Genomic DNA, 24,141 nt, shown 5'->3' with positions numbered 1-24,141 from the left:
CCCTCACCGCGCCGCCGCGCCCGCCGCGCCCGCCGCCGGGTCCGCACATGCCGCCCTGCACGTTAGGAAGGGACCCTTCATATACACGAGGCGTTAGTAGGGGACCACTCCTTACATGCAACCTTGCGGGGCGACGGCGGGCCAGGGGATCGTGAGCTGGCCCTGACGCCACTCGCGGGGACGGCGCAGCACGGGCCAGCCCTGGGCGCGCACCGTGGACACCGCGCGCAGCCAGCGTTGGCGCGGGCCGAATGGGGCGTAGCCGGCGGCAGCCCGCCAGGCGTCGTCCAGGGCGCGGATGAGGTCGTGGATCCGCTCGCCCGGCACGTTCCGGTGGATCAACGCCTTCGGCAGCCGTTCGGCCAGCTCGGCCGGGTTCTCTAGCGTGGTCAGCCGGGCGGCCAGGGTCAGCGTCTGGGGACCGGTGGCGTCGAGCAGGATCCAACTGCCGAGGCGACCCGGCTCGTCGCAGGTGCCCTCCACCAGCAGCCCGCCCGGAGCCAGCCCGGCGAGCACGGTGGCCCAGGCGGCGGCCACCTCGCTCTCGTCGTACTGCCGCAGGACGTTGAACGCGCGGACCACGGTCGGCCGGAGCCCGGCCAACTCGAAGCCGCCCCGGGCGAAGGTGAGACCGGGCGGATCGGCGGCCGGTTGGGCGGCGTCGACGCGTACCGGATCGATCTCCAGCCCGACCACCCGCACGTCGGCGCGGACCCGCGCGGCCAGCCGGGCGCGCAGCTCCACCGCCGTCACCGGCGTGGCACCGTAACCTAGGTCGACCACCAGCGGGTCCGGAGCGTCGCGCAGTACGTCCGCGCAGTTCTCCACCATCCAGTTGTCCACCCGGCGCAGCCGGTTGGGATTGGTGGTGCCCCGGGTCACCACACCGAGCGGCCGGGACCTCAGTGTCGCCATCGCGCAGACCCGGCGACACGACTCATCCGGCCATTCTCGCCCCTGCTGCCGCTGCCGGGAGCGGCACCCTGGTGATGAGGTCGGTCACGCCGGGGCGTCTGGACGGCGTATTTCCGGCCGCCGATCGGGAAGATGACATCCGGCGTGGAGGTTGACGCAGGAGCGCCGGTCGTGCGCGTCGGCATCAACCGTGGCAAAGGGAGCGGACGTGGCGGAAATGCACACCGGTGTCGGACGTCAGCGAGGTGCCCTGCCGTGGCCCCGCCCCCGGCGGATCGCGACGCTCTCGGTGCACACCTCACCCCTGCACCAGCCGGGCACCGGCGACGCGGGCGGCATGAACGTCTACATCCTGGAGGTCGCCCGGCGGCTCGCCGAGGCGGACGTGGCGGTGGAGATCTTCACCCGCGCCACCTCCGGTGACCTGCCCCCGGTGGTGGAGGTCGCCCCCGGTGTGCAGGTACGGCACGTGATGGCCGGTCCGTTCGAAGGACTGACCAAGGAGGAACTGCCCGGCCAACTCTGCGCCTTCACCGCCGGAGTGCTGCGCGCCGAGGCGGCCCGCCCACCGGGCCACTACGACCTGATCCACTCCCACTACTGGCTCTCCGGCCAGGTCGGCTGGCTGGCCAAGGAGCGCTGGGGCGTACCGCTGGTGCACACCGCGCACACCCTGGCCAAGGTGAAGAACGCGCGGCTCGCCGCCGGGGACCGGCCGGAACCCAAGGCCCGGGTCATCGGCGAGGAACAGGTGGTCGCCGAGTCCGACCGGCTGGTGGCCAACACCGAGGTCGAGGCGCGGGACCTGATCGACCGGTACGACGCCGACCCGACCCGGGTCGCGGTCGTCGAACCCGGCGTGGACCTCGACCGCTTCCGTCCGCTCTCCGGCGACCGGGCGGCCGCCACCGTCGCCGCCCGCACCCGGCTCGGCCTGCCCGTCCGGGGGCATCTGGTCGCCTTCGTCGGTCGGATCCAGCCACTGAAGGCCCCCGACGTGCTGATCCGCGCGATCGCGGCCCTGCGCGACCAGGACCCGGCCCTGGCGCAGGAGGTGGCGGTGGTGATCTGCGGCGGTCCCAGCGGCACCGGACTGGACCGACCCACGGCGCTGATCGAGCTGGCCGCCACGCTCGGTGTCGCCGACCGGGTGCACTTCCTGCCGCCGCGCACCGGCACCGACCTGCCCCTGCTCTATCAGGCGGCCGATCTGGTCGCGGTGCCGTCGTACAACGAGAGCTTCGGACTGGTCGCGCTGGAGGCCCAGGCCTGCGGTACGCCGGTGGTGGCCGCCGCCGTCGGCGGTCTGGTCACCGCCGTACGCGATCAGGTCAGCGGCGTACTGGTCCGTGGGCACGACCCTGTCGACTGGGCGCGTACGCTCGGCCGTCTGCTGCCGGACCAGGCCCGCCGTGCCGAGCTGTCCGTGGCGGCGGCCCGACACGCTCGCGACTTCTCCTGGCACCGCACCGCTGCCAGCCTGCTGACGGTCTACGGCGAGGCGATCGCCGCCCACCGTGCCCGTCTCACCGCCGAACTCACCGCCTCCCGATCCTGGTAGCGCTGCGCGTAAGAGTTCCGTGCAACGGCTGCGTGCAGGGGCTGCGTGTAAGGAAGGGACCCCTACTAACGCCTCGTGCATAGCAGGGGTCCCTTCCTAACACCTCGGCAGCACGGCGTACGGACAGTGCCGGCCGTAGAGTTGATCCGATGAGTGACCTTGGGGCCCTGATCGAGTCGGTCTGCGCCGAGCGGGAGTTGGACTTGGAGTCCACCGGCCCGGGGTCGTACGCGGTGACCCTGCCCGGTACGCACAAGCTCAAGACGATCTGCAACCTGATCGTCGGCGAGCACGCGCTGCGGATCGAGGCGTTCGTGATGCGCCAGCCGGATGAGCGGCGCGAGGAACTGTGGGCCTGGCTGTTGCAGCGCAACGCCCGGATGTACGCGGTGTCGTTCTCCGTCGACGCGGTCGGCGACGTCTACCTGACCGGTCGGGTCAACCCCGCCGGTGTCGACGCCGACGAACTCGACCGACTGCTCGGCGCGGTACTCACCTACGCCGACGAGTCCTTCGACACGATGCTGGAGATCGGCTTCGGCAGTTCGATCCGGCGGGAGTGGGAGTGGCGGGTCAAGCGGGGCGAATCCACCGCGAACCTCGCCGCCTTCGCGCACCTCTTCGAGCCGTCTTCGCAGGCCGAGCCGTCTTCGCAGGCCGAGCCGTCTCCGTAGGCCGAGCCGTCTCCGTAGGCCGAGCCGTCTCCGCCAGGCCAAGCCGTCGCCGTAGCAGGGCGACCGTCTTTGCGTCGAGCTGTCTCCGCAAAATGAGCCTTTCCGTGGGCCGAGTGGTCTCTGCGGGGCGCGCCTGTTCCGCGCGACGCGCCGTCGGCGTCGCGGGGCGAGACGTTTCCGCAGCGGGACGAGCCGTTCGGCACGTTCGGGGATTCGGAGCGCTCCTGACGGGTAAGCCGCCGCACCGCGCGGTGCGGCGTTGGGACCCGCCGCGCCGAGACCGAGTGTCGAGGAGCGTGAGCGTCCATGGCTCAGCGAAGCAGCTCGGGTCGCGGCGGGACCGCGACCAGCACCACACGACGAAACAGCAGCACCGCCCGGATGTCGGAGTCGGAGATCTCGCAGATGCGGGCGGAGGACATCCGGGGCCAGTTGCGGCGGTACGGCGTCTCGGGGATCTCCGCGTTGCGCAAGCCCGAACTGGTGAAGACGCTGGCGAAGACCATGCGGTCGGGTGGTGCCGCCCGCCGCAGCAGCGGCCCGGCCGGTCGGGCCAAGGCCACGAAGGCGGCCGGGACGCGGCAGACCACGTCGGCCCGTACCGCGCCGGGCAGGGCGAAGGCGGCACCCGCGAAGCGGGCCACGTCGGCCCGGAAAGCGACGACCGCTGCGGCCCGCAAGGCGACCACCGCCCGCAAGAGCACCACCACCGCCCGCAAGAGCACCGCTGCGGCCCGGAGTACCACCCCGGCCCGGAAGACGACCACCGCCCGCAAGGCGACCCCGGCCCGCAGGACCACGTCGGGGCCGGCCCAGAAGGCGACCACCGCCCGGAAGGCAACGACGGCGCGCAGGACCACCTCGGGTCCGGCCCGCAAGACGACCACCGCCCGCAAGACGACTCCGGCCCGCCAGACGACGACGGCCCGGAAGGCGACGACAGCCCGGAAGGCGACGACAGCCCGGAAGGCGACCACGGCCCGGAAGGCGACGTCGGGTACGGCCCGGAAGACGACCAGCGCCGCCCGTAAGAGCACCACGGCCCGCAAGAGCACCACGGCCCGCAAGAGCACCACGGCCCGTACGAGCACCTCGGGGCGGGCCGGGGTCGCGAAGGCCGCGTCGTCGCGGGGCGGTGCGGTGCGTACCGGTAAGTCGACCGCGCGCTCGACCCGGTCGTCCCAGGTCATCGCCTCGCTCCAGGATCGGCCGGAGCGTCCCGGTCGCAGCCTGGTCACCACCAACCACGAGGTGATCCAGCGGTGGGCCCGGGCGCGCGGCGCGAAGCCGGCGACGATCAGCGGCACCGAGCGGGAGGGGCGGGCCGGGGTGCTGACGTTCAACATCCCGGGGTATCGGGAGAGCAGCCGGATCCGCGAGATCACCTGGGAGGAGTGGTTCCACACCTTCGATCTGCGGCGGCTGAACCTGATCTTCCAGGAGCAGATGCGGGACGGTCGGCAGAGCAACTTCTTCCGCACCGAGTCACCCGATCGGGAGGACGGCTGAGGTTTGCGGGAATCGCGGTCGGGTACCCGCTGTTGGCGCCAAGTAGGGGCAAACGTGCTGGTCCGGGGGCCGGAACTGCGCGTTGTGACGGGCAAGACAGCCGTTCGAGTTGAATAGCCCCTGCTGGCCGAACTAACTTTATTGCACCGCGCCACGCTCGGAACCGTTCGGGGGAGCGGCGGATCGATCAGGTCCGTGCACCGAGTGGGGTGTCGGGGGACGGGTGGATCAACACCGTTGGGGGACGGTGCCCCACCTGTTTGGACCGGCGGCGCGAGCGGGCGTCGCTTACGGGGGTGAGTGCCGCCCGCCGCCGCCGGTCGTACGACGCGAGTGCCCGGTACGCCCCGCGTACCGGGCACCACGCGTGTGACGGATACCGCGCGGGCGTCGACGACCAGATCCCGCCGGCAGGCGCGTTCAGGATGTGGCGGCGACCGAGGTGCCGACCGGTTCCGCCGGAGCCTGCCGCAGCGCGGCCACCCGGCGTTCCCGAGGCGGCCCGGCGAGCAGGTGGCCACCGGCCGCCGCGAGCCCGAGCGCGCCGACGATCAGCCAGTGCCCGTCGCCCCACTGCTGGAGGCTGAACCCGCCGAGCGTCGGCGCCACGAACGACGCCGCCGGGAAGGCCAGGTAGAACACCGACTGGTAGCGGGCCCGCAGGGCCGGCGGCGCCAGGTCGGCGTTGATCTGCGCGTTCGGCGGTGCGGCCAGCATGGAGCCGACCGTCCAGACCACACACGCGCCCAGGTAGAACGCGAGGTCGTCGGCGAGGGCCAGCGCACCGAAGCCGACCGCCAGCAGTGCCGTGGAGACGGCCAGGACGCTGCCCTTGCGGTGCCGGTCGATGAGCCGGGGTACGAAGAGCTGCCCCAACACGATCAGCACCCCGCCGAGGGCCACCACCGTGCCGTACGCCGACGGGCCGAGCCCGTCCGCGCGCATCGCCAGCGGCATGATCGTCGACGCCTGCATGGTCAGTACGGCCAGCACGAAGGTTAGCCCGACGAAGACCAGGAAGTGCCGGTCGGTGAGCGCGGTGTGCAGGCCGGGGCGACGCTGTCGGCGCCGGACGGATGTCAGCGGCTGTGGTGGCGTACCCGCTGCGGTTGTCGACCTGGCGGGAAGTGTCTCCGGGACCTTCCACGCGATCAGCAACGCGGTGGCCAGCGTGGCGGCGGCGTCCACCAGGAAGAGCGCGACGTAGCTCGCCTCGGCCAGCAGCCCGGCGAGCAGCGAGGCCACCGCCATGCCCAGGTTGAACGCCCAGAACTGGAGGTTGAAGGCGCGTGAGCGGCGGTGTTCCGGCACCACGTCGACGATCGCCGCGACGAACGCCGGGCTGGGCATCGAGTGCGTCACGCCGACCAGCAGGGCGAGTGCCGCGATCATCGCGAGGTGCTGGCTCAGTGCGAGCGCGACCATCAGCCCGGCGGTGACCAGGTGTGCGAACACCAGGGTCGACCGTCGTCCCCAGCGGTCGGCCAGCACCCCGCCGAGCAGCACCCCGGCCGCCCCACCGGCGCCGTACGCCCCGACGACCACCCCGGCCAGCGACTCGCTGGCCCCTCGGGCGGCGGTCAGGTAGAGCGACAGGAACAGCATCGCGAACGCGCCGGCCCGGTTGATCAGCAGCCCGGCCCAGAGGTACCAGAAGGTGGCGGGCAATCCTCCCGCGGTGTCGGCGAGCCAGCGGCGCGGCCCGGTGGGCGTACCGCCGTCGTGCTGGTCTGCGGCCCGCACCCCGACCTCCTCGATCTGTTCGGACACCTAACAGATCTTGCCCGAGCGGATCGGCGGGGTGGCGCGAGGGGCGGACTCAGCTCTTGCCGGTCGCCACCGGCTCGGCCGCCTGGGGTGCCGCCGGCTGCGGTGCCGTCGACTGGAGGGTCACCACGGGGGCGGCACCGGCGGTACGCAGCGCCAGCGCACGCCGCTCCCGGGCCGGCCCGGAGACCAGGTGACCGACGGCCATGACGGCGCCGATGGCGGCACAGCCCAGCCAGAGCGTGGCGTTGCCGGCCTGCTCCCGCACCAGGCCGCCGAGGATCGGCGCGGCCGCTCCGGCGAGCTGCCAGGAGAGCGAGAAGACGCCCTGGTAGCGACCGCGCAGTTCGCCGGGGGAGAGCTCGGCGATGAGGGTGGCGTTGGACGGCGAGTTGAGCATTTCGCCCAGCGTCCAGATCAGCACGGTGAGCCCGAAGAACCAGGCCACGTCGGCGAAGGCGGTCAGTCCGAAGCCGACGCCCATCACCACCGCCGCCAGGGCGAGCACGTGCGAGCGGTTGCGGCCCCGGATGAGCCTGGGCACGAAGAGCTGGCCGGCGACGATGAGGACCCCGTTGAGCGCGATCACCGAGCCGTACGTGGCCGGGCTCAGGCCGGAGTCGGCCATCGCGATCGGCAGCATCGAGATGTGCTGGAGGAAGACCAGCGCACCGAGCAGGTTCAGGGCCACGAAGCCCAGGTACACCCGGTCGGTGAGGATGGTGCGCAGTGCGCCGGTGCGCTTGCCGTCGCGGGGCATGCCCACGGTGACAGTGCGGGTCTCCCGCACCCGGATGAAGATGATCAGTGCGGTGACCAGCGTGGTCGACGCGTTGACCACGAACAGCAGCAGGTAGCCGGCCTGGGCGGCGAAGCCGGCTAGCACCGCGGCGCAGGCGAAGCCGAGGTTGATCGCCCAGTAGTTGAGCGAGAACGCGCGCAGCCGGTCCCGCTCCGGCACCACGTCAATCATCATCGCGCCGAACGCCGGCCGGGCCGCCTCGGCGAAGAGGCCGAGCAGCAGCGCGCCCGCCGCGATGGTCCACAGGTCCCGGGCGAAGCCGAGGGCGAGCATCATGGTCGCCGCGCCGAGGTGGGCGGTGAGCAGGGTGGGTCGCCGTCCCCAGCGGTCGGTGAGCGTACCGCCGGCGGTGGTGCCGACCGCGCCGCCGACGCCCCACGCGCCGATCACCAGGCCCGCCTGGGTGGCCGAGAAGCCGCGTTCCTGGGTGAGGTAGATGGCGAGGAAGACGAGGACGAACGAGCCGAGGCGATTGATCAGCGTCCCGGTCCAGAGATACCAGAACGTCTTCGGTAGCCCGCCTGTGGTGTCCCGGAACCAGCCCCGTATCGCGCGCACCTCGGCGCACCCCCGTTTCGGTAATGACCAATGATCGAGATGATCCCTTACAACTTAGATGTCGGCCGGAAGCCCGGTCACCCCGTTTTCCACGTGGTGGTCGTCACCCCCCTTCCCGCGCGTCCACTCGCGGGTTGCGGCAGGATGATCCGCATGACAGCTAGCGAGGGACCCACCGTCGGGACGCTGGTCCTGCTGCGGCACGGCGAAAGCGACTGGAACGCCAAGAACCTCTTCACCGGCTGGGTCGACGTGGACCTGACCGAGAAGGGGGAGAACGAGGCGCGCCGCGGCGGCGAGCTGCTGCGCGAGCACGACCTGCTCCCCGACGTGGTGCACACGAGCGTGATGCGCCGCGCCATCCGCACCGCCGAACTGGCGTTGAACGCCGCCGACCGGCACTGGATTGCGGTGCGCCGGTCGTGGCGGCTCAACGAGCGGCACTACGGCGCCCTGCAGGGCAAGGACAAGAAGCAGACCCTGAACGAGTACGGCGAGGAGCAGTTCATGCTCTGGCGCCGCTCGTACGACACCCCGCCGCCGCCGATCGCGGACGACGACGAGTGGTCGCAGGTCGGCGACCCCCGGTACGCGCTGCTGCCGACCGAGCTGATGCCGCGTACCGAGTGCCTCAAGGACGTCGTCGAGCGGATGCTGCCGTACTGGTACGACTCGATCGTGCCGGACATCCTGGCCGGCCGGACCGTGCTGGTGGCGGCGCACGGCAACTCGCTGCGGGCGCTGGTGAAGCACCTGGACCAGATCAGCGACGAGGCGATCGCCAAGCTGAACATCCCGACCGGAATCCCGCTGCGCTACGACCTGGACCCGCAGTTGCGTCCGCAGACGCTGGGCGGCACGTACCTCGACCCGGAGGCCGCCAAGGCCGCCGCCGCTGCGGTGGCCAACCAGGGTCGCTGATCGCACCCTGCCCGTCGGGCCCGAACGTTAGGAAGGGTCCCCTGCTATGCACGAGGCGTTAGCAGGGGACCCTTCCTTCAGTCTCAGGCGGGGGTGACGGGCTCGCCGGTGATCAGGTAGACGACGTGCTCGCCGCTGTTCACCGCGTGGTCGGCGAACCGCTCGTAGAAGCGCCCGAGCAGGGTGGCGTCGATGGCCGTCTCCACGCCGTACGGCCAGTCCTCGCCGAGCAGCACCCCGAACAGCCCCTTGTGCAGCTCGTCCATCGCGTCGTCGTCGCCGTCCAGTTCGGCGGCGACGGTGGCGTCGGGACGCGCCAGCACGGAGGCGATCTTCTCGGCCATCCGGTCGGCGATGCCGGCCATGTCGGTGAAGACCGGTCGCAGCTCCGCCGGCACGGCCGGCGACGGGTGCCGGCGCAGCGCGGTCTTGGCGACGTGGTCGGCCAGGTCGCCCATCCGTTCCAGGTCGGCGGCGACGTGCAGCGCGGTGATCATGGCGCGTAGGTCGGAGGCGACCGGTGCCTGGCGGGCCAGCAGGTCACAGACCCGCTCCTCGACCTGCCGGTAGAGCGCGTCGATCCCGGCGTCGCCCGCGATCACCGATTCGGCCGCCTGCCGGTCGGCGGTGAGCAGGGCCCGGGTCGCCTGGCGCAGCGCCGCCCGTACCCCCTCGGCCATCTCCACCAGCATCTGGCTGACCGTGTCGAGATCGGCCCGGAACTCGTCGCGCATACTCACGTCCTGTCGGTCGGCGCCGGCACGTGCCGGCGAGGGTTCGTGCAGGTACGCCGCCCAAGCTAGGAGCACCGGGAGGACCCCAGGTGAACGCCGATGAACTGAGCCGGACGCGCAGGTGAACTTTCCCGGAAGTGAGAGTGCTTCGTCCCGTTCCGTACGGTAGCCGGGTTAACAATGACCCTACGATCGCCGGGTGACGTGGGCGGTGACGGTGGGAGTGGCCTCGGCCCTGGTGGTCGGCGTGGTCGCCGGACTGTTGCTGTCCCGGTTCGTCCCGGCGGCGCGCCGGTCGGCGGGCTCCGCCGGACGTGGGTGGGCCGGTCTCCGGCTCGGTAGGGGGAGGCACACGATCGCCGACGAGGTGCAGGTCGGGCTCGGCCGCCGCGCGATCGACTCGCTGCGTGCCGGAGTGGTGGTGCTCGACCCCGAGGACGTACCCGTACTCGTCAATCCGGCGGCCCGGGCGCTGGGCCTGCTGCGTACCGGTGGCCGTCCGGGCTCGATCATCGCCCACCCGCTGGTCCGTACGCTGGCCGGGCAGGTACGCCGCACCGGCGTCCGCCGCGAGATCGAGCTGGACCTGCCCCGGGGCCGCGACAACGTCGGGGACAACCCGCTCGGCGTGCACCTGCGGGCGATGGGCCTGGGCGGCGGCTACATCGCCGTGGAGGCGGCCGACGTGACCGAGTCGCACCGGCTGGCCCGGGTGCGGCGCGACTTCGTGGCCAACGTCAGCCACGAGCTGAAGACTCCGATCGGCGCGCTGCAACTGCTCGCCGAGGCGCTGCTGGACGCCACCGAACCGACCGGCGGGGACCGGCCGGACCTCTCCGAGGACATGGTGGCGGCCCGGCGGTTCGCCGAGCGGATCCAGCATGAGTCGACCCGGTTGGGGCGGCTGGTGCAGGAACTGCTGGAGCTGACCCGGCTCCAGGGCGCCGAGCCGCAGCCGGCGCCGGAGCCGGTCGCGCTCGACTGGGTCATCTCCGAGGTGGTGGACCGGACCCGGACCACGGCCGCCGCCCGCCGGATCCAGGTGACGGCCGACTCCGGCCGGGGACTGACCGTGTACGGCAGCGACAGCCAACTGGCCACGGCGGTGGCGAACCTGGTGGAGAACGCCGTGAACTACTCGGGGGAGGACACCACGGTACGGATCACCACGCGGGCCACCGACGACCACGTGGAGATCGCCGTGACGGACCAGGGCATCGGGATCGCGCCCACCGACGTGGACCGGATCTTCGAGCGGTTCTACCGGGCCGACCAGGCCCGGTCCCGCTCCACCGGCGGCACCGGCCTGGGGCTGGCCATCGTCAAACACATCGCGAGCAACCATGGCGGCCGGGTGGACGTGACGAGCACTCTTGGTGGTGGGTCGACGTTCACCCTCCGGCTGCCGGCCCGACCGCCGGACGATCTGCTGGCGTCACTGCCGGTTGCTGGGATCGAGGCCGGTCCGGCCGACCTCCGGCAGGTCTGACCACACATGGATCAGGCCGGGCTCCCCGCCCGGCCCGACCCGGATCGAAAGGAAACACCGTTGAGCCGCGTACTGGTGGTCGAGGACGAGGAGTCCTTCTCCGACGCCCTGTCGTACATGCTCCGCAAGGAGGGGTTCGAGGTCTCCGTGGCCGCCACGGGCACGTCGGCGCTGACCGAGTTCGACCGGACCGGGGCCGACATCGTCCTGCTCGACCTGATGCTGCCGGAGATGTCCGGGACCGAGGTCTGCCGGCAGCTCCGGCAGCGGTCGCACGTGCCGATCATCATGGTGACCGCGCGGGACAGCGAGATCGACAAGGTGGTCGGCCTGGAGATCGGTGCCGACGACTACGTCACCAAGCCGTACTCGCCCCGTGAGCTGGTCGCCCGGATCCGGGCCGTGCTGCGCCGACAGATCCCCGAGACGACCGAGTCGGGCATGCCGACGCTGGCCGCCGGCCCGGTCCGGATGGACATCGAACGGCACGTGGTGACCGTCGACGGCGGCGCGGTGCAGTTGCCGCTCAAGGAGTTCGAGCTGCTCGAACTGCTGCTGCGCAACGCCGGCCGGGTGCTCACCCGGGGACAGTTGATCGACCGCGTCTGGGGCGCCGACTACGTGGGCGACACCAAGACGCTGGACGTACACGTCAAGCGCCTGCGCTCCAAGATCGAGCCGGAGCCGTCCACCCCGCGCCACATCGTGACGGTGCGCGGTCTGGGCTACAAGTTCGAGCCGTGATCCGCCCGCCGGCGACCGGCCGTCAGGCCGGGTCGGCCGGGTGCGGTGCGACCAGGCCCTGCCGGATCCGCGCCGCGCACAGCTCGGCCAACCGGGCGTACGCGGCGGCGCCGACCAGGGCGGTCAGCTCCGGCCCGTAGGAGAGGTACATCGGCTCGCTGCCGACGTGGGCGTCGGTGGAGGACGTGCACCACCAGTCGAGGTCGTGCCCGCCCGCGCCCCAGCCCCGCCGGTCGAACTCGGCCAGCGTGGAGACCAGCACCTTGGTGTTGTCCGGCCGCTTCACCCACTCCTGGTCCCGGCGGACCGGCAACTGCCAGCAGACGTCCGGCTTGTACTCCAGCGGGTGCACCCCGTCGCGCAGCGCCTGGGCGTGCAGCGCGCATCCGCCGCCGCCGGGGAAGTCGGCGTCGTTGAGGAAGACGCACGGCGCGTCCGGCCCCTGGGTGGCGGTACGCCGCGCCGGGTTCTTGCCGTCCACGGTGTCGTTCTCGGTCCAGTTCTTGGTGCCGCGTCGGTAGTGCTGCCAGGTCTGCGGGGTCAGCCGCTTCACCGCACCGCGCACTCGCTTCTCGTCGTCGGTGTCGGTGAAGAACGCGCCGTGCGAGCAGCAGCCGTCGGCGGAGCGGCCGGCGATGATGCCGTGGCAGCCCTGGCCGAAGACACAGGTCCACCGGGACAACAGCCAGGTGAGGTCGGCCCGGATCAGGTGCCGCTCGTCGGCCGGGTCGACGAACTCGATCCACTCCCGAGGGAAGTCCAGCGGGACCTCACGGCTGCGGGGGTCCGTCGGGTCGTCCACCAGCACGCGGAGTTCGATCTGCCCAGTCACTCGGCCCAGCGTACGCGTGGTGTACGGGGATGGCCGGTGAGTGACGCGATCCGATCTCCCCTAGTGTTTCCCCATGCGACTGGGTGTCCTCGATGTCGGTTCGAACACGGTGCATCTGCTGGTGGTGGACGCCCATCGCGGCGCGCACCCGTGGCCGGCGCACTCGGAGAAGGCGGTGCTGCGGCTCGCCGAGCAGATCGGCCCGGACGGCGCGCTCCGGGACACGGGTGCGGACGCCCTGGTCGAGGCCGTCGGGGCGGCCCGCGCCTCGGCCGCCGCGCTGGGCGTGGACGAGTTGCTCGCCTTCGCCACCTCGGCGGTACGCGAGGCTACCAACGCCGCCGAGGTGCTGGCCCGGGTCCGGGACGCCACCGGCGTACGCCTGGAGGTCCTGCCCGGCGCGGACGAGGCGCGGATGACGTTCCTCGCGGTGCGGCGGTGGTTCGGCTGGTCCGCCGGCCGGCTGCTGGTGCTGGACATCGGCGGCGGCTCCCTGGAGATCGCGGCCGGTATCGACGAGGACCCGGATCTGGCGGTCTCGCTGCCGCTGGGTGCCGGCCGGCTGACCCGGGACCGGCTCGGCGTGGACCCGTGCAGTGACCGCCCGCCCGCGCCGGAGACCGTGGACGAGCTGCGCGAGTACGTCGACGGTCTGCTGGAGCCGGTGGCCGAGCGGATGACCGGGGTGGGCTGGGACCGCTCAGTGGCCACCTCCAAGACGTTCCGCACCCTGGCCCGGCTCGCCGGTGCCGCGCCCAGCGGCGCCGGGCTCTGGGCGAAGCGTCGGCTGACCCGGTCCGGGCTGCGGCAGGTGCTCGGCTTCATCCGGCACATCCCACCGGCCCAGCTCGTCGAGTTGGAGGGGGTGAGCGCCGGCCGCTCGCACCAGCTCCTGGCCGGTGCCGTGGTGGCCGAGGCGGTCATGCGGAGGCTCGGGGTCGACTCGCTGGACATCTGCCCCTGGGCGCTGCGCGAGGGCGTGATCCTGGACCGGTTGGATCGGCTCGCTCCGGTGTGAGACCGGTCTGCGACCCGATGTGACACCAGGTGTCCGTTGAATCCGATTCACGGATTAACATCGGATTAGTGCAATGGCTGGAGGCTACCCTCGGTGGTGTGACTTCCCGCGTCCCGGTGCTCCTGTCCAGTTCCTCGGTCTTCCCTGAGCGGACCGCGGCGGCGTTCCAGCTCGCCGCGGAGCTCGGCTACGACGGGATCGAGGTGATGGTCTGGACCGACGCCGTCAGCCAGGACGCCGGCGCGCTGCGCGGGCTGGCCGACCACTACGGCGTACCGGTCCTCAGCGTGCACGCCCCCTGTCTCCTGGTGACCCAGCGGGTGTGGAGCACCGACCCGTGGGAGCGGCTGCGGCGGGCGGCGGTGCTGGCCGAGACGCTCCACGCGCCGACCGTGGTGGTGCACCCGCCGTTCACCTGGCAGCGGGACTACGCTCGCACCTTCGCCGAGGGGCTGGACACGGTGGCCGACGAGTTCGGCGGGCTGCGCTTCGCGGTGGAGAACATGTACCCGGTGCGGATGGCCGGGCGGCAGTTCGTGCCGTACGCGCCGGGCTGGGACCCGACCGAGACGGGCTACCGGTCGTACACGCTCGACCTGTCGCACTGCGCCGCCTCGCACACCGATGCGCTGGAGATGGCCGACCGGATGGGCGCCGGGCTGGCGCACGTGCACCTCGGTGACGGCACCGGCGAGGGACGCGACGAACACCTGGTGCCCGGGCGCGGTACGCAGCCCTGCGCCGAGCTGCTGCGCTCGCTGGCCGGGCGGGGTTTCACCGGCTCGGTGGCGGTCGAGGTGACCACCCGGGGCGCGAAGAGTCGTCAGGTGCGCGAAGCGGACCTGCGGGAGGCGCTGGCCTTCGCCCGCCAGCACCTGAACACGCCGTCCCCGGTCGAGGCGGCCTGACCTTGGCCGCATCCGGCGCGGCGGCCTGACCTCAGCAGCTCGTCCGGCGCGGCGGTCTGGCCTCGGCCGGTCGGCCGCAGGGTCGGTCAGGACACCGAGGTCAACGGGTCGCTCTGGGCCGGCACGGCGGCCCGCTTGCGGGCGCGGTGGGCGGCCACGTGCGAGCGGGTGGCGCAGCGTTCCGAGCAGAACCGGCGGCAGCAGTTCGACGAGGTGTCCAGGTAGACGTTGCCGCAGCGGTCGTCGGCGCAGACCCCGAACCGGGCGCTGCCGTACTCGCAGAGCCAGACCGACAGCCCCCAGACCGCGCCGGCCAGGTACTCCGAGCTGACCGAGGCACCCCGGCCGGTCGCGTGCATGTGCCAGTCGCTGGAGTCGTGCCCCGAGATGCGCGGCTGCACCGGGTGGACCTCCAGCAGCGAGTTCAGCTCGGCGACCGCCTCGCCGTCCCGTCCGGTGGTGCCGTACTCGAAGACGTCCCGCAACCGCTTCTGTGCGCGCCGGAAGGTGGCCAGATCCCGCTCCGCAACCTCGTCGCGCATCCACTCGTGGTCGTCGCAGAAGATGGCCCGCAGGTCGTCGAGGTCGTCCAGGCGGGCGTTGACGAGGTCAACTCCGGTCCGGGCGTACGCGTCGAAGTTCACACTCCAACGGTAGACGACTCATCCCGGACGTGGCGCGTCGATGTAGTGCGGGAGAAACCTGGCGTAACCATCGGTGATCAGACTGGCGCTCTCCCGTAGCCCCGCCCCGGCCGATTCGCCGTCCACCACCCACGCGCCCAGGACCAGGTGACTTCCGTTGAATTCGGGCAGTGCGCGGAACTCCTGATAGCAGAATCCCTCACTGCCGTAATCGCCCGGATTGGTGATCTCCTCACTTTCCGTGACGATCCGTACGGCTGCGCCCTCCCGGCCGAGCAGCGGCTTGGCGACGTACTCGGTCATGCCGCGCGGCGAGTCCAGGTACGCCGGCAGCAACAGCTCGTGCCCCGGGTACAGCTCCCAGAGCACGGCCAGCAGCGCCTTGTTGGACAGCAGCAGCTTCCAGGCGGGCTCGATCCAGGTGGTCGGCGTACCCGGGTCCAGCGCCAGCGGCCCGTACGGCTCGGCCAGCATCCACTCCCACGGATAGAGCTTGAAACAGGTGGTGACCGGCTGCCCGGCGGTGTCGACGAAGCGGCGGCCGTCCCAGCCGATCTCCTGGATCGGCAGCAGCTCCACGTCCAGCCCGGCCTGGCGGGCCGTCTCGGCCAGGTAGCCGGCGGTCATGTGGTCCTCGCCGCTCTCCTCCTCGTTCGACCAGACCACGTGCACCCGGCGGTCGTGCAGACCGGCGCCGATCTTCGCCCAGGCGCCCACCAGCCGCTCGTGCAGGCTGTTCCACTGGTCCAGCTCCGGGCGGGTGTGCTCCAGCCAGTACCACTGGATGATGCTCGCCTCGACCAGCGCGGTCGGGGTGTCCGCGTTGTACTCCAGCAGCTTCGGCGGCCAACTGCCGTCGTACCAGAGGTCGAACCGGCCGTAGAGCGTCGGCGGCGTCTCCCGCAGCGACCGGGCCACCGCCTCGACCGCCCACTGCGGGATGCCGAACTCGGCGTACCGGTTGCGGGCCACCACGTGTTCGGCGGCGGCGACCGACATCCGGTGCAGCTCCTCGGTGGCCTCCTCCAGCCGTAGCACCTCGTCCAGCTCGAAGGCGTACGCGGCGGTCTCGTCCCAGTACGACATCACTCCGCCGTCGGGCAGCTCGGTGTCGACGTACACCAGCCCCTGCGCGCGGATGGTCGCGTCCCAGTCGGGTCGCGGGGTGACCTGCTCCCGGCGCACGCTCAGCCGCCGCAGGAGGCGAGATGGGTGCCGAAGCCGCCACGATCGGGTACGGACGCGGCGACCGGCTCCGGGGCGCCCTGCGTCGTGGCTGTAGCCGTGGCGGCCGACGGTGTTGGAGTGTGCAGGGCCAGGGCGACTGTCTCACCGCCTCCAGACGGGCCCATGGCGCAGTCGTCATCGTCGTCGTCGGAGGAGGACATGTTGCAGCCGGAGAGGGCGAGCGCGAGGGCGGTGAGTGCGCCGAGCTGCACGGAGGCCGACCGGAGCCGGCGGCGGGGGCGGTTTTCCACGTTCATCGTTGTAACCGATGCACGCTACGCCCTCCGCCCGGGGTCCTGATGCGCCGACCGGTGCACGGATTGTTGTAAGGAAGGGCCCCCTGTTAACGCCTCAGGTATAGAAGGGTTCCCCTCTCACTCCTGAGTGTTAATAAGGGGCCCTTCCTTCGCCTCGGGCGGGGCGAGCTGAGGGGTGGCTCGGGCGTTACGCTCGGCTCATGCTCCGTTCCGTCATCCTCGCCGCCTCCCGGTCAACCCGGGTCGAGCGGCTCGTCGCGACGGCCCCGTTCTCCCGGGACGTCGTGCGCCGGTTCGTCGCCGGCGCCGGGACCGACGACGCGCTGCGCGTGACCCGCGCACTCGTCGGCGACGGTCTCGCGGTCACCCTCGACAACCTCGGTGAGGACACCGTCACCCCCGAGCAGGCCAACGCCACCCGGGACGAGTACCTCGCCCTGCTGCGGAGTCTCGCCGAGGCGGGCCTCACCCCGGCCGCCGAGGTGAGCGTCAAACTGTCCGCGCTCGGCCAGACCTTCGACGAGCACCTCGCGTACGACAACGCACGCGCGATCTGCACCGCCGCCGCCGATGCCGGCACCACCGTCACCCTGGACATGGAGGATCACACCACCACCGACTCGACGCTGGACGTCCTGGCCAACCTGCGCAAGGACTTCCCGTCGACCGGGGCGGTGCTCCAGGCGTACCTGCGGCGGACCGAGTCGGACTGCCGTGAGCTCGCCTCGGCCGGATCGCGGGTCCGGCTGTGCAAGGGCGCCTACAAGGAGCCGGAATCGGTGGCGTACCAGTCGTCCCGCGAGGTGGACAAGTCGTACGTCCGATGCATGAACATCCTGATGTCCGGCGACGGCTACCCGATGCTGGCCACCCATGACCCGCGTCTGATCGCCATCGGCGAGGACCGGGCGCGCTGGTTCGACCGGGGGCCCGACGGCTTCGAGTTCCAGATGCTCTACGGCATTCGGCCGGAGGAGCAGGCCCGCCTGGTCGGCGAGGGCTACACGGTCCGCACCTACGTGCCCTACGGCGACGACTGGTACGGCTACCTGATGCGCCGGCTCGCCGAGCGCCCCGCCAACCTGGCCTTCTTCGCCCGCGCCGTGGCCTCCCGGAAGTAACCCGGCCGCCCGGAGTCAGCCCGGCCAGACAGCACCAGCAAGGCCGCACAGAACCAGCCCGGCCGCCCGGCATGCAGCCCGGCTGCCCGGCAGGCAACCGTCCATCGGCCCCGGACCGTCGACCGACGATCCGGGGCCGTCGCCTTGACGAATTCAGCTAATGGGGTTAGCTTTTTGGCTATGACTCTTAGCTTTGTCGAGCGTGACGGTGGACGCGTCGCCTACGAGGTGCACGGGCAGGGGCCCTTGGTCGTCCTGTCGCACGGCATGGGGGAGAACCGCCACTCCTACCGCCACCTGGTCCCGCTGCTGGTGTCGGCGGGCTACCGGGTGGCGTCGGTCGACGTCCGGGGGCATGGGGATTCCAGCGTCGGCTGGCCGTCGTACGCCCCGGCGGAGGTCGGCGCCGACCTGCTGGCGGTGGTTCGGGACATCGACGGTGGCCCGGCCACGCTGGTCGGCAACTCGTCCAGCGGGGCGGCCGTCGTCTTCGCCGCGACCGAGGCACCGGACCTGGTCGAGGGCATCGTCCTGGTCGGCGCGTTCGTCGAGCAGCGCAAACTCAACCCGTTCATGCGGCTGGCCATCGGTGCGGTGCTGCGCAGTGCCCGCCTGTTCGGGCTGTTCCACCGGACTCTCTTCCCGGTCCACCGGCCCGCCGACGACGCGGCGTACCGCAAGGCGATGGTGGCCGCGCTGCGTCGGCCCGGCCGGATGGCGGCGGTACGCGGCCTGATCGTCCCGGTCGACCCGTACTGGACCGCCGTCGCGCCCCGGGTGCGGCAGCCGGTGCTGGTGCTGATGGGTACGAAGGACCCGGACTTCGCCGACCCGGCCGCCGAGGCGCGTGCCGCCCGACGACTCTTCCCGGTCGCCGAGGCGCGCATGATCAGCGAGGCCGGGCACTACCCGCACGCCGACCGGCCCGAGGCGATGGCCGGCGAGCTGACCGAGTTCCTCGCGGTGATCGACCGTGCCTAGGGCCGGGCTCAACCCCCAGGTGGTGGTCCGCGAGGCGGCCCGGCTGGCCGACGAGGTCGGCTACCACAAGCTTACCCTCGCCGCGTTGGCCGGCCGGCTCGGCGTCGCGCTGCCCAGCCTCTACAAGCACGTCAAGGGCGCCGATGCGCTCGCACAGCAGCTCTCCGCACTGGCCACCGCCGAGATCGCCGACGAGATGACCATGGCTGCCGCCGGTCGCAGTGGCGAGGACGCGTTGCGTGCCGTCGCCGCTGCCTATCGGTCGTACGCCCGCCGTCATCCCGGCCGCTACCCGGCGACGCAGCGGGTGCCGGATCCGGACGACCCTGCGCACGTGGTCGCCGGCCGACGCGCGGTCGAGGTGGTCTACGCCATCCTGCGCGGGTACGGGATCGAGGGCGAGGCGGCGGTGGACGGGGTCCGGATGTTCCGCGCCGCCGTGCACGGTTTCGTGTCGCTGGAGGCGGCCGGCGACTTCGGCCTGCCGCGCGAGGTCGACCGCTCATTCGACCAGATGGTGACCGCCCTCGGCGTCGCCTACCGGAGTTGGCCCGGATCCGCCGGGACCGCCCCCGGCTGACGGTCGCCCGTCCGTCGGCCGACGCGGCACGATGCGCCACTTCCGCGCGGGCAGGTCGACCCGTACTCTGCGCCGGTGACCGACGGGGGAACCACAGCCGGCGACCATCCGACGCCGGCCGACACGACACCGCCTGCGACCGGGGCGGCCGACATGACAACGGCTGAGACGACACCGGCCGGGCCAGGGCCGGGGTCGTCGGGGTTCGTGCCACCCGTGCCGGGCCGGAGCCCTCGCCGCCGATGGCCGTTGTGGACGGCGCTCGTCGCTGGGGTGTTGGTGCTGGCCTGTGGCGTGCCGGTGGTGCTGCTGGCCGGCGGGCTGCCCGACACCGACCTCGGAAAGCCCGCGACCGCCGCCTCGCCGACCGAGAACCCGACCACGATCGCCGCCCGGCAGGCGGCCGAGCGGATCACCGCGCAGTTGGAGAAGCAGTCGGCGGCGCTGCTCGGTCGCGACCGGGCCGGCTTCCTGGCGATCGCCGCACCCGCCGCGCAGAAGGACCTGCGCCGCCGGTACGCCGCGCTGACCGCGCTCAAGGTCACCCGCTGGGAGGCGCGCCCGGGCGGGCTGCCCACCTCGGCCGGGCGGGCGGGCGAGTGGCGGTTGCCGGTCGAGTTCCGGTACTGCTTCGTGCTGCCGGAGTGCACGACCAGCCCGGTGGTGATCGAGACCCGGTGGCGCGACGGCGCGGAGCCCCGCCTGCTCGCGTTCTCCAAGTCGAAGTCGTCGTTCCCGGTGAACGGCCGGTCCAACGGGCAGCCCGGCAGCCTGCCCTGGGAGGTCAGCGACCTGGTGGTGGCGGTGGGCGAGCGTACCGTCGTGGCCACCACGCCGGCGTACCGCACGCGGCTGCCGGGCCTGCTGCGGCGGGCCGAGGCGGCGGCGACGGTGGCCGACGGGTACGTGGTGACGGGCAATCCGCCCGACCGGTACCGGATCTTCTACGCCGGGCCGAAGGAGTGGAAACGCTGGTACGGCGGTGAGCAGCCGGAGTGGGGTGCCGGGTACGCGATCAACGTCGGCGGCGGCCACTACGAGATCGTGCTCGGCCCGGAGAGTTTTGAGTACGGCCCCTACCTGGACGAGTTGTTGCGGCACGAGCTGGCCCACGCCGCCTCGCTGCCGGAGAAGGACTACGCGGACGAGTCGACGTGGTGGCTGAGCGAGGGGCTGGCCGAGCAGGCGGGCGTCGACGGCCAGCCGGTCGGCCGGTACGAGGGGCTGGACTCGGTCCGCCAACTGGTCGAGGGCGACTGGGACGGGAAACTGGAGTCCCTGATCCCGGACGCCGACACCCCGCAGGAGCAGGTGAACGGCAGCTACGGTGCCGCGTTCCTGGCGGTCCGCTACTTCGTCGACCGGTTCGGCGAGGAACGGGTGCGCGCCTTCGTCAAGGCCGTGCTGCACGACCTGCGCGTGCCGGCACAGGTCAGCGAGGAGATCTTCGACGAGGAGTGGAACACCCTGCACAAGGAGTGCGTCGCGTACATCCGCGCCACGGTGCGCTGACCACGGCGGCGCTGCGCAGCTGCGGCGAGGACGACTCGTAGCATGGGCGGGTGCGCCGCACCGACTCGCCGCGGCTGCCCGCAGTCACGCGGCCCCGCCTGCTCACCGCCCTGACCGCCGTCGCCGTCCTGACCCTCACCGGCGCCGCCTCCTGCGGCGGTGACCCGCCGGCGATCTCGCTCGCCTCGGCCACGCTCGCCCCGGTGGCCGAGGAGATCGACGCCCCGGCCACCGTCACCGCCCGCGCGGCGGCGACCCTGACCGCCCCGGCCGACGGCACCCTGGCCAGCCTCCGCGTCGAGCCGGGCGAGCGCGTCCGGCGCGGCCAGGTGCTCGCCGTGGTCGAGTCGCCCGCCGCGCGGGAGCGTCTCCGGCAGGCGCGCGCCGCGCTCAACGCCGCCAAACGGGCTGGGCCCGGCGGTGGTGGCGGCGACCTCGCCGGCAGCCTGCGCGGCACCGACCGCGCCGCCGACGAGGCACACGAGGCGGCCCGTGCCGCCGCCCGCAAGATCAGCGACCCGGAACTGCGCAAGGCACTGCTGGCCCAGGTCAAGGCCGCGCAGAAGCGGTACGACTCTGCCGCCCGCACCGCCGACCAGGCGGTACGCGAGGTGCAGCGCGGCGTCCGCAACCTGAACTCCGCCGTCGGCGCGCTCGCCACCGCCCAGCGCCTCCAGGCCCAGCAGGCGTACGACCTGGCCAAGGCGACCGTCGACGCGTTGACCTTGCGCGCGCCGATCCCCGGGGTGGTGCAGCCGGGCGGCGTGGCTGCCGGAGGCGACCCGTCGGGTGCGCTCGCCGGTCTGCTCGAATCGGGCGGGCTGCCGCCCGGGCTCGACCCGGCCGCGCTCGGTGGCGCCCCGGCGGGACCCCCGCCCGGCGTGGACACCGCCGTCCCGGTCGGTGGCCGGGTCACCGCCGGCACTCCGGTGCTGACCGTGGTGGACACCGGTGAGCTGGGTCTGCTGGCCGAGGTCGACGAGACCGACGTGCTGCTGGTCCGGACCGGGCTGACCGGCACGGTGGAGCTGGACGCGGTGACCGGTGCGGTGTACGACGCCACCGTGAAGTCGATCGACGTGCTGCCCAGCACCTCGGCCCGGGGCGGGGTCAGCTATCGCGTCCGGCTCTCTCTCGGCGCGGGGCGGTTCGGCGAGGCGGAACCGGCTCCGGCGCCGCGCCCCGGCATGAACGCGGTGCTGCGGCTGCGGGTCCGGGAGGCGGCGGACGCGGTGACCGTACCCGCCTCGGCGGTCTTCTCCGTCGACGGGCGGGACACGGTCTGGTTGATCCGCGACGGTCGGGCCGGTCAGGCGGCGGTCACCGTCGGCGTGCAGGGCCAGGACCTGGTGCAGATCGTCGACGGGGTGCAGCCCGGCGACCGGATCGTGGTGCGCGGCACCGACCAGGTCCGGGACGGCCAGGAGGTCGGGTGAGCCGGGCTCCGGCGATCGAGGCGGTCGACGTCTCCCGGACGTACCAGCTCGACGGGATCTCGGTACCCGCTCTGCGCGGGGTCACGTTGACCGTGGCGGCCGGTGACTACGTGGCGCTGATCGGGCCGTCCGGCTCGGGCAAGTCCACCCTGATGCACCTGCTCGGCGGACTCGACCGGCCGACCGGTGGCCGGCTCGCGATCGGCGGGCGGCAGGTCGGCGCGCTGTCCCCGCCCGAGTTGGCGCGGTTGCGCAACGAGACCATCGGCTTCGTCTTCCAGGCGTTCCACCTGCTGGCGCGTACCTCGGCGGTGGACAACGTGGCGTTGCCCCTGGTCTACCGGGGGGTGGGGGCCCGCGAACGCCGTACCCGGGCCGCCGCGATGCTCGGGCGGGTCGGTCTGGGACACCGGTTGGACCACCGGCCCAACCAGCTCTCCGGCGGCGAACAACAGCGGGTCGCGATCGCGCGGGCGCTGGTCACCGACCCGACGGTGCTGCTCGCCGACGAGCCGACCGGCAACCTGGACAGCACCACCGGCGCGGCCGTCCTGGAACTGCTGGAACAGCTCAACGCGGAGTCCGGCGTGGCGCTGGTGATGGTCACCCACGACGCGGAGGTGGCGGCCCGGGCCCGCCGCCGGATCACCATGCGCGACGGGGTGATGGTCGCGGACAGCGCGGCCGGTCCGGACGACGGGATCCGCCGGTGAGGCTGGCCGAGGCGTGGCGGGTGGCCTGGGACGCGCTGCGCGCGAACCGCATGCGCAGCGCGCTCACCATGCTCGGGGTGATCATCGGTGTCGCCTCGGTGGTGCTGCTGGTGGCGATCGGCACCGGCACCAAGCAGACGGTGGAACAGCAGGTCGAGGGGCTCGGCTCCAACCTGCTGCTGGTCGTGCCGGGGCGGCTCGACGTCGGGTCCGCCCCGGCGGTGTCGCCGCTGACCCTCAAGGACGTGGACGCGGTCGGCCGGGTGGTCGGGGACCCGAGTCGGGTGGCCGTGACGGTCGCCTCCGGCGCCACCGTCCGGGCCGGCACCCGGCAGGACTTCACCACCGTGCAGGGGGTGCTGGAGACCACCCCGGAGGTGTTCGCCCGGGAACTGGGTCGGGGTCGCTACCTGACCCGCTCCGACGTGGACACCGGTCGCCGCGTCGCGGTGCTCGGCGACTCGGTGGCCCGGACGCTGTTCCCGGACCGGGAGGCGGTCGGCCAGCAGGTCAACGTGGCCGGCGTACGGTTCCGGGTGATCGGCGTCTTCACCCCGCTGGGGCAGAGCCTCGGCGTCGACCGGGACGACGAGGTGCACATCCCGGTGACGGCGGCCCAACGGTTGTACGGCACCCAGCGGGTCGACGCGATCGCGGTGAAGGCACCGGACCGGGAACGCATCGACGAACTGGGCGAGCGGATCGTGGCCGAGTTGAACGGCCGGCATCCGGGCACCGAGTTCAGCGCGGTCACCCAGGAGCAGATCCTCGGCGTGCTCGGCGACATCCTCGGCATCCTGACCGGCGTACTCGCTGCCATCGCCGGGATCTCGCTGCTGGTCGGCGGCGTCGGCGTCTCCAACATCATGCTCGTCTCGGTACGCGAGCGGACCCGGGAGATCGGGCTGCGCAAGGCGGTCGGAGCCCGTCCACGCGACATCGGCGTGCAGTTCCTGCTGGAGGCGGTGCTGCTGACCTCGGTCGGCGGGATCACCGGGATGGCCCTCGGGGTCGGCGGCGCGCTGCTGGTGGCCGCGGTGTCGCCGATCCCGGCGGCGGTGACCTGGTGGTCGCTGGCACTGGCCTTCGGCGTCTCGGCCGCGGTCGGGATCGTCTTCGGGGTGCTGCCCGCGCAGCGGGCCGGTCGACTCGACCCGGTGGTGGCGCTGCGCGCCGAGTGACGGTTCCCGTCAGGTGGCCGAGGATGATCGGTTGCCGGATTGGCTCGCATCCACTCG

23 protein-coding genes and 1 pseudogene are annotated in these 24,141 nt (G+C 72.3%); 15 read left to right on the top strand and 9 right to left on the bottom strand.

Features of this window, described 5'->3' with window-relative positions; all coding sequences use genetic code 11:
- Positions 1–111: 111 nt before the first annotated feature.
- A complete protein-coding gene (locus ACZ31C_RS09015) occupies positions 112–915 on the bottom strand; it encodes a methyltransferase domain-containing protein (protein WP_465794768.1) in 804 nt (267 codons plus the stop codon).
- A gap of 208 nt (positions 916–1,123) precedes the next feature.
- On the opposite strand from ACZ31C_RS09015, the gene mshA reads away from it, so the two are divergent.
- Positions 1,124–2,476: a D-inositol-3-phosphate glycosyltransferase gene (mshA, locus tag ACZ31C_RS09010; RefSeq protein ID WP_465794767.1), complete on the top strand. Its 1,353-nt coding sequence runs from the start codon at positions 1,124–1,126 to the stop codon at positions 2,474–2,476.
- Between the two features lie 149 nt (positions 2,477–2,625).
- Positions 2,626–3,150, top strand: coding sequence for a type III secretion system chaperone family protein (locus tag ACZ31C_RS09005; RefSeq protein WP_465794766.1), 525 nt, complete (start codon positions 2,626–2,628; stop codon positions 3,148–3,150).
- Positions 3,151–3,461: 311 nt separating this feature from the next.
- On the opposite strand, the gene ACZ31C_RS09000 is transcribed toward ACZ31C_RS09005, so the two are convergent.
- Complete coding sequence (locus tag ACZ31C_RS09000) at positions 3,462–4,340, bottom strand: hypothetical protein (protein ID WP_465795032.1); 879 nt, start codon at positions 4,338–4,340, stop codon at positions 3,462–3,464.
- Between ACZ31C_RS09000 and ACZ31C_RS08995 the strand changes: the two are divergent.
- Positions 4,279–4,659, top strand: a pseudogene (locus ACZ31C_RS08995) (hypothetical protein); the annotation flags it as partial. The gene ACZ31C_RS09000 and the pseudogene ACZ31C_RS08995 sit on opposite strands and share 62 nt — an antisense overlap.
- A 420-nt stretch (positions 4,660–5,079) precedes the next feature.
- Here the strand turns inward: ACZ31C_RS08995 and ACZ31C_RS08990 are convergent.
- Both ACZ31C_RS08990 and ACZ31C_RS08985 read right to left on the bottom strand, forming a co-directional pair.
- Positions 5,080–6,429, bottom strand: a complete 1,350-nt coding sequence (locus ACZ31C_RS08990) for an MFS transporter (RefSeq protein ID WP_465794765.1) — start codon at positions 6,427–6,429, stop codon at positions 5,080–5,082.
- A gap of 49 nt (positions 6,430–6,478) precedes the next feature.
- Positions 6,479–7,786, bottom strand: coding sequence for an MDR family MFS transporter (locus ACZ31C_RS08985; RefSeq protein WP_396741882.1), 1,308 nt, complete (start codon positions 7,784–7,786; stop codon positions 6,479–6,481).
- Positions 7,787–7,939: 153 nt separating this feature from the next.
- Here ACZ31C_RS08985 and ACZ31C_RS08980 point away from each other — a divergent pair, with 153 nt between their 5' ends.
- Entirely contained in the window at positions 7,940–8,707 is a 768-nt protein-coding gene (locus ACZ31C_RS08980) for a phosphoglyceromutase (protein ID WP_350693055.1), read from the top strand.
- An 83-nt stretch (positions 8,708–8,790) separates the two neighbouring features.
- Here ACZ31C_RS08980 and phoU read toward each other — a convergent pair whose 3' ends face one another.
- Positions 8,791–9,441, bottom strand: a complete 651-nt coding sequence (phoU, locus tag ACZ31C_RS08975) for a phosphate signaling complex protein PhoU (protein WP_350693054.1) — start codon at positions 9,439–9,441, stop codon at positions 8,791–8,793.
- A gap of 199 nt (positions 9,442–9,640) precedes the next feature.
- Between phoU and ACZ31C_RS08970 the strand changes: the two genes are divergently transcribed.
- Positions 9,641–10,930, top strand: coding sequence for an ATP-binding protein (locus ACZ31C_RS08970; RefSeq protein ID WP_465794764.1), 1,290 nt, complete (start codon positions 9,641–9,643; stop codon positions 10,928–10,930).
- Positions 10,931–10,990: 60 nt separating this feature from the next.
- Positions 10,991–11,674 carry a response regulator gene (locus ACZ31C_RS08965; protein ID WP_465794763.1) on the top strand — a complete coding sequence of 228 codons (684 nt, stop codon included), beginning with the start codon at positions 10,991–10,993 and terminating at the stop codon, positions 11,672–11,674.
- Positions 11,675–11,696: 22 nt separating this feature from the next.
- Here the strand turns inward: ACZ31C_RS08965 and ACZ31C_RS08960 are convergent, their stop codons facing one another.
- Entirely contained in the window at positions 11,697–12,506 is an 810-nt protein-coding gene (locus ACZ31C_RS08960; RefSeq protein ID WP_396741876.1) for a DUF3109 family protein, read from the bottom strand.
- A gap of 73 nt (positions 12,507–12,579) precedes the next feature.
- Between ACZ31C_RS08960 and ACZ31C_RS08955 the strand changes: the two genes are divergently transcribed.
- Together ACZ31C_RS08955 and ACZ31C_RS08950 are read left to right on the top strand one after the other, a co-directional pair.
- Positions 12,580–13,524 carry a Ppx/GppA phosphatase family protein gene (locus ACZ31C_RS08955; protein WP_465794762.1) on the top strand — a complete coding sequence of 315 codons (945 nt, stop codon included), beginning with the start codon at positions 12,580–12,582 and terminating at the stop codon, positions 13,522–13,524.
- 98 nt (positions 13,525–13,622) lie between these two features.
- Positions 13,623–14,432, top strand: coding sequence for a sugar phosphate isomerase/epimerase family protein (locus ACZ31C_RS08950; RefSeq protein WP_350693046.1), 810 nt, complete (start codon positions 13,623–13,625; stop codon positions 14,430–14,432).
- 86 nt (positions 14,433–14,518) lie between these two features.
- On the opposite strand, the gene ACZ31C_RS08945 is transcribed toward ACZ31C_RS08950, so the two are convergent.
- Genes ACZ31C_RS08945 through ACZ31C_RS08935 form a run of 3 tightly spaced genes read right to left on the bottom strand, consistent with a single transcriptional unit; the run spans position 14,519 to position 16,560 of the window.
- A complete protein-coding gene (locus ACZ31C_RS08945) occupies positions 14,519–15,076 on the bottom strand; it encodes a CGNR zinc finger domain-containing protein (RefSeq protein ID WP_350693045.1) in 558 nt (185 codons plus the stop codon).
- Between the two features lie 18 nt (positions 15,077–15,094).
- Entirely contained in the window at positions 15,095–16,261 is a 1,167-nt protein-coding gene (locus ACZ31C_RS08940) for a glutathionylspermidine synthase family protein (RefSeq protein WP_465794761.1), read from the bottom strand.
- Between the two features lie 2 nt (positions 16,262–16,263).
- On the bottom strand, positions 16,264–16,560 hold the full coding sequence (locus tag ACZ31C_RS08935) for a hypothetical protein (protein ID WP_465794760.1): 297 nt from the start codon (positions 16,558–16,560) through the stop codon (positions 16,264–16,266).
- A gap of 200 nt (positions 16,561–16,760) precedes the next feature.
- Here ACZ31C_RS08935 and ACZ31C_RS08930 point away from each other — a divergent pair, with 200 nt between their 5' ends.
- The 7 genes from ACZ31C_RS08930 (at position 16,761) to ACZ31C_RS08900 (ending at position 24,084) form a co-directional block, all read left to right on the top strand.
- Positions 16,761–17,681 (top strand): proline dehydrogenase family protein, encoded by a 921-nt coding sequence (locus ACZ31C_RS08930; RefSeq protein WP_449943284.1) that lies wholly within the window; start codon positions 16,761–16,763, stop codon positions 17,679–17,681.
- Between the two features lie 180 nt (positions 17,682–17,861).
- On the top strand, positions 17,862–18,662 hold the full coding sequence (locus tag ACZ31C_RS08925) for an alpha/beta fold hydrolase (protein WP_465794759.1): 801 nt from the start codon (positions 17,862–17,864) through the stop codon (positions 18,660–18,662).
- Positions 18,655–19,242: a TetR/AcrR family transcriptional regulator gene (locus ACZ31C_RS08920; RefSeq protein WP_465794758.1), complete on the top strand. Its 588-nt coding sequence runs from the start codon at positions 18,655–18,657 to the stop codon at positions 19,240–19,242. The genes ACZ31C_RS08925 and ACZ31C_RS08920 overlap by 8 nt, the downstream gene beginning before the upstream one ends.
- A gap of 249 nt (positions 19,243–19,491) precedes the next feature.
- Complete coding sequence (locus ACZ31C_RS08915; protein ID WP_465794757.1) at positions 19,492–20,754, top strand: hypothetical protein; 1,263 nt, start codon at positions 19,492–19,494, stop codon at positions 20,752–20,754.
- A 50-nt stretch (positions 20,755–20,804) separates the two neighbouring features.
- Entirely contained in the window at positions 20,805–22,190 is a 1,386-nt protein-coding gene (locus tag ACZ31C_RS08910) for an efflux RND transporter periplasmic adaptor subunit (RefSeq protein ID WP_465794756.1), read from the top strand.
- Positions 22,187–22,903: an ABC transporter ATP-binding protein gene (locus ACZ31C_RS08905; protein WP_465794755.1), complete on the top strand. Its 717-nt coding sequence runs from the start codon at positions 22,187–22,189 to the stop codon at positions 22,901–22,903. The genes ACZ31C_RS08910 and ACZ31C_RS08905 overlap by 4 nt, the downstream gene beginning before the upstream one ends.
- Positions 22,900–24,084: an ABC transporter permease gene (locus ACZ31C_RS08900; protein ID WP_465794754.1), complete on the top strand. Its 1,185-nt coding sequence runs from the start codon at positions 22,900–22,902 to the stop codon at positions 24,082–24,084. Before ACZ31C_RS08905 ends, ACZ31C_RS08900 begins: the two co-directional genes overlap by 4 nt.
- The last annotated feature ends 57 nt before the right edge of the window (positions 24,085–24,141 follow it).

The sequence above is a fragment of the Micromonospora sp. NPDC023869 genome, assembly GCF_055559695.1.
This window is presented reverse-complemented; position numbering and strand designations above follow the sequence as displayed.

What these genes read in the sequence shown, in the direction of transcription:
- ACZ31C_RS09000 (WP_465795032.1), bottom strand. Translation starts at nt 4,340, where the DNA reads ATGACCTGGGACGACCGGGTCGAGCGCGCGGTCGACTTACCGGTACGC.
- ACZ31C_RS09015 (WP_465794768.1), bottom strand. Translation starts at nt 915, where the DNA reads ATGGCGACACTGAGGTCCCGGCCGCTCGGTGTGGTGACCCGGGGCACC.
- phoU (WP_350693054.1), bottom strand. Translation starts at nt 9,441, where the DNA reads ATGCGCGACGAGTTCCGGGCCGATCTCGACACGGTCAGCCAGATGCTG.
- ACZ31C_RS08955 (WP_465794762.1), top strand. Translation starts at nt 12,580, where the DNA reads ATGCGACTGGGTGTCCTCGATGTCGGTTCGAACACGGTGCATCTGCTG.
- ACZ31C_RS08980 (WP_350693055.1), top strand. Translation starts at nt 7,940, where the DNA reads ATGACAGCTAGCGAGGGACCCACCGTCGGGACGCTGGTCCTGCTGCGG.
- ACZ31C_RS09005 (WP_465794766.1), top strand. Translation starts at nt 2,626, where the DNA reads ATGAGTGACCTTGGGGCCCTGATCGAGTCGGTCTGCGCCGAGCGGGAG.
- ACZ31C_RS08935 (WP_465794760.1), bottom strand. Translation starts at nt 16,560, where the DNA reads ATGAACGTGGAAAACCGCCCCCGCCGCCGGCTCCGGTCGGCCTCCGTG.
- ACZ31C_RS08930 (WP_449943284.1), top strand. Translation starts at nt 16,761, where the DNA reads ATGCTCCGTTCCGTCATCCTCGCCGCCTCCCGGTCAACCCGGGTCGAG.
- ACZ31C_RS08925 (WP_465794759.1), top strand. Translation starts at nt 17,862, where the DNA reads ATGACTCTTAGCTTTGTCGAGCGTGACGGTGGACGCGTCGCCTACGAG.